General features: G+C 56.9%; 3 protein-coding genes. All 3 read left to right on the top strand.

Annotated elements, in window-relative coordinates; translation table 11 throughout:
- The coding region (locus AB4043_RS15105; RefSeq protein ID WP_442307411.1) for an MBG domain-containing protein at nt 1–2,586 on the top strand (2,586 nt) is incomplete at its 5' end.
- A gap of 10 nt (nt 2,587–2,596) precedes the next feature.
- Nucleotides 2,597–3,184 (top strand): hypothetical protein, encoded by a 588-nt coding sequence (locus AB4043_RS15100; RefSeq protein WP_442299332.1) that lies wholly within the window; start codon nt 2,597–2,599, stop codon nt 3,182–3,184.
- Between the two features lie 542 nt (nt 3,185–3,726).
- On the top strand, nt 3,727–4,728 hold the full coding sequence (locus AB4043_RS15095) for a hypothetical protein (RefSeq protein ID WP_442307410.1): 1,002 nt from the start codon (nt 3,727–3,729) through the stop codon (nt 4,726–4,728).
- Nucleotides 4,729–4,730: the final 2 nt, after the last annotated feature.

Here is a 4,730-nt window from a genome sequence, read left to right as displayed (position 1 = left end):
ACCTACAACACCGCTTCGTTCACCATCAACAAGGCCGTAGCCTCGGTGACTCCGAATGCTGCGAGCAAGACCTACGGAACGGCGGATCCGGCTCTAACGGGAACCATGACTGGCTTCCTGGCTGCCGACAGTGTGACTGCAGTCTATAGCCGCACGGCTGGTGAGACCGTGGCCGGTGGACCGTACAGCATCAGTGCCGTGCTGAGCCCGGCTGCTGTACTGAACAACTACACCATCACTTACAACACCGCTGCGTTCACCATCAACAAGGCGGTGGCCTCGGTGACTCCGAACGCAGCCAGCAAGACTTACGGAACAACGGATCCAGCTCTGACTGGGACCCTAACCGGCTTCCTCGCTTCGGACAGCGTGACTGCAACCTACAGCCGTGCCGCTGGTGAGACCGTCGCCGGTGGACCATACAGCATCAGTGCCGCGCTGAGCCCGGTGGCTGTGCTGGGTAACTACGCCATCACCTACAACACCGCAGAGTTCACCATCAACAAGGCCGTAGCCGCGGTGACTCCGAACGCTGCCAGCAAGACCTATGGGACGGCCGACCCAGCACTGACGGGAACACTCACCGGATTCCTGGCTGCCGACAGCGTGACGGCGACCTATAGCCGTGCCGCAGGCGAGACTGTGGCCGGCGGACCGTACACCATCAGCGCCGTGCTGAGCCCGGCGTCTGTGCTGAGTAACTACATCATTACCTACAACACAGCGGAGTTCACCATCAACAAGGCTGTCGCCTCGGTGACGCCGAACGCGGCCAGCAAGACCTACGGAACGGCGGACCCGGCACTGACCGGAACCCTAGCCGGCTTCCTGGCTGGAGACGGAGTAACGGCGACCTACAGCCGTGCCGCGGGCGAGACCGTGGCCGGTGGACCGTACACCATCAGCGCCGCACTGAGCCCGGCCGCTGTGCTGGGTAACTACACCATCACCTACTGCACTGCGGAGTTCGCCATCAACAAGGCGGTGGCCTCGGTGACGCCGACCGCTGCAAACAAGACCTACGGAACGGCGGACCCTGCACTGACCGGAACCCTAACCGGATTCCTGGCCTCGGACGGAGTGACGGCAACCTACAGCCGCGCCGCGGGCGAGACTGTGACCGGCGGGCCGTACAGCATCACTGCGGTGCTGAGCCCTGCTACGGTGCTGGACAACTACACCATCACCTACAGCACGGCTGCGTTCACCATCAACAAGCGCGCTCTGACCGTCACAGCAACGTCAGCCAGCAAAACATACGATGGCACGACCTTGGCATCGGTCACTCTAAGCGATAACCGCGTCGAAGGGAACCTGCTGAGCGAAGCCTGGACAAGTGCGACTTTCAGCGACCAGAATGCAGGCTCCGGGAAGACAGTGACCATAACCGGAATCTCCATCTCAGGCGCCGACGTCGAGAACTATGCCTTGGGAAATACCACTGCATCGACAACTGCAGACATAACGGCACGCGCAATCGAAGTGACAGGGGTGTCAGACAGCAAAACGTATGACGCAACTACCACTTCATTGAAGTCTCCTTCGATCACGGCAGGATCGCTCGCAACAGGAGACAACGCCACTTACTCTCAGGTCTTCGACAGTAAAAAAGTGGGAAATCGTTCGCTGCTTCCCTCGATCGCCATCGCAGACGGAAACAGCGGACATAACTACTCTGTTGTCTTCCACAATGCGAGTGGGACTATTAGTCCTTTGACGATCGCCGGTTCGATCACCGTGTCGGACAAAACATACGACGGCACGATCACTGCTTCGATCGCCACTCGTACGCTGAGCGGCATTCTCCCCAACGATGTAGCGAGCTATACGGGAGGAACGGCCACGTTTAGCGATAGCAATGCGGGCGTAGGCAAGACCGTCACTGCTGCGGGCCTTTCCCTCTCAGGTGTCGATGCTGGAAACTACACTGTAAATTCCACAGCTACGACGACAGCGACGATCGCCAAGGCTAACCAGCAGATCTCGTGGAGTGCACCAGCGCCCATCGTCTTTGGCACAAGCCTGGGCAACACCCAGCTCAATGCCACAGTGACCGGAGTACAGGGTGGAACCGCACCTGGAGCACTCACGTACACACCGGCAGCGGGAACGGTTCTAGGTGTCGGAACCCGCCAACTACGGGTTGATGCTGCCTCAACGATCAACTACAACGCAGCGACTGCAACGGTCTCCATCAAAGTCAACTATTCGACAGGTGTTTGCCTGGGCGATCTCGGACACACGATCCTGCAGCCGGTCAATGCGGACGGAAGCAGCACGTTCAAGCAAGGAAGTACAGTTCCGGCGAAATTCAGGGTATGTGACAGCACCGGGCACTCCATCGGAACTTCGSGAGTGGTGACGAGCTTCAATCTAGTTCAAATTATCGGCGGTACGGTGACAACGACTGTAGAAGAGGCCGTTACCTCCACCACACCAGACACCAACTTTAGATGGGATCCGTCGGCTCAACAATGGATCTTCAACGTAAGCACTAAACCGCTCTCAACGCAGAAGACCTACGTCTATTCGATTGGGCTAAATGACGGATCAACCATCCTCTTCCAATACGGATTGCCGAAATAGTGGAGGACCTATGAACAACACTCGCATCGGCCAATGGCTTGGAAAAGTTCTCAGGAGAGGGTTGGCCCTGGCTGTTGCATTCTTGCTGCTTTTTGGTCTTGACTGGCGATTCTTCGCATTTTCAGTAGGGACTGAAAATGCTCAGTTAGCACGCGCTAAAAAGCGAGGCAGCAAAGATATTGTTCAATTGACGGAACTGCCTCCGACGACCTTCACCCTCACGACAGAATGGATTGCAGATCCTGGCCTGGATAGCGGGACATTCCGCTATCGTGTCGATGCGATCCCACACCGCATCATCGCGAACGATCCGGATTCGCTCTCCTACAAGTTTTTGCTCTGTGAACACATCCTCATGCTTTACGACCAGAATCACTTCATACTGCAGGCCGTTCCATTTTCGTTTGTTCAGTATAGAAACGCGAGGAAGATAGAACGCTTGAGCAGCAATTACTCGGCGCGAATGACGAGATCGATTTACAAACAACTTGGTATTGGAACCGATTCCTGGAGCGTCGAATCGCGCTGCAAAAATGAAATAACTATCGCCCCGAACCCGCTGCACAATCGACCACATTCCCTTCAAGCTCGGAAATAAATCGCGATATCGCCCATGAGGTATACGCCAATCGATTCTGCTCGGTGACGCAAAACCCAAAATTGGATCGGATGCTGATTCGAATCCAAGATTCGACCGTGCGCGCCATTTCCCTCCCAGGCAAAGTGTGTCTACTACCAAGTTAATGATCAAGCATCCCCGCCGAACCCATTGGGTGGTAAACGCGCCATGAGGGAAGTGATTGGCATGTCGGCGACCCGGAGGTGGATCGGGCAGGAAAGATTGGCGCATATCCTTATGGAGAGTGCCAACATCGCTACCATCGGTGGGTCGCGGAGTTCAATATATCCAAATTCGCTTCGGACGCCAACATCAACTCTGTACCCGTAACGCTCGGGTGCCTCCAGCTTTTTTCAGTCGATCAACGGCTCGTTGGTGAAAGCGTAGGTGATATGGCATTCTTGCTTGACTCACCTGGACGATCCTGCGTATTTCTTTAGAGCTAATCTCGGGGTTAAGCCGGGGGTTTCGGTACCAGGGCATTGATGAGTGCTAGATTTTGATGTGGGGACAAGTTCGCGATGATGGAATTTCATATTTCGAGAGGCGCCCGAGACCGTTACCAGTTCGCTGGAAATCTCTTTTCCTTTACGGGCAACGTAGTCTTCGCGAATGTGTCGGCAAGCCGTGAGTTTGCGCACCGGATGAATAAGGTTCGTGATGTGCAGAAGCATCCGGAGCGTGCCGTGCATGCCGGAGCAATTTACGCCATGGGTTTGATTGACGAGGCCAGTCATGTACTCCTGGAGCGCTATCGGCAAGAGTTTGATCCCGCCGCAATCACAGATGCCCTCACCTGGTTCGCCGGGCACATAGGATCGGATGCGTTGGACCGGATGCTGCTGAGCTTTGTGGAGCAGTTTCCGGGCAGCAGCGTCTATCGCGGACTGCAAACCCCGAAGGAATGGCTTACAGGCTCGACCGATGGCATCCCCCACCGGGCGGTCGCGCTGGAAGAGATGATTCTGCTTTGGATGGCAAACCGCAACGAGGCCTTCCGTCCATTCGAAGAGTTGTTCGAGGACAAGAGCCTGGCGGAGCAAACCGCCTATCGGAGCGTCGTGGAGAAGCTGCCGGCGTATTTTGCGACCCGCCCCCTTGTGCCGATGGAAGACTCCGAGCCGCAGAGCCTGTTTGACGTGTTGCGAGCGCCTGCGGTTGCCGCTCCAGGCTCGCTGAGGGAGCAACTTGATCTAATCCGGATAAAGTGGAGGCGGCTGCTCGGGGAGAGCCTCGATCGCTTATTGTCGATCGCAGGCGAGATCCTGCAGGAAGAAGACCTGGCTATCTGGCTGCAATTCAATCCACCGAACGCGGCGGCCGAGGCGGCTGCCAGGGCCGCTGCGGAGGCCGCAGCAGCAGCGGCAGCGCAACGACGCAGGGAGAGCGGACAGCAGCAATGGCCTTCGATGGTCAGCCGTTCAGAGGTGCCGCAGTTTGGCGATGCTGTCCATGAAACTGAAAAGTTCAGCCCGGACGTGGCCTGGATGCCTGGCGCCGTGTTGATCCTGGCGCCGTGTTGATC

Source organism: Terriglobus sp. YAF25, assembly GCF_052113305.1.
Lineage (GTDB): Bacteria > Acidobacteriota > Terriglobia > Terriglobales > Acidobacteriaceae > Terriglobus.
This window is presented reverse-complemented; position numbering and strand designations above follow the sequence as displayed.

Excerpts from the sequence above, each read along its gene's own strand:
- AB4043_RS15100 (WP_442299332.1), top strand. The coding sequence starts at position 2,597 with ATGAACAACACTCGCATCGGCCAATGGCTTGGAAAAGTTCTCAGGAGA.
- AB4043_RS15095 (WP_442307410.1), top strand. The coding sequence starts at position 3,727 with ATGATGGAATTTCATATTTCGAGAGGCGCCCGAGACCGTTACCAGTTC.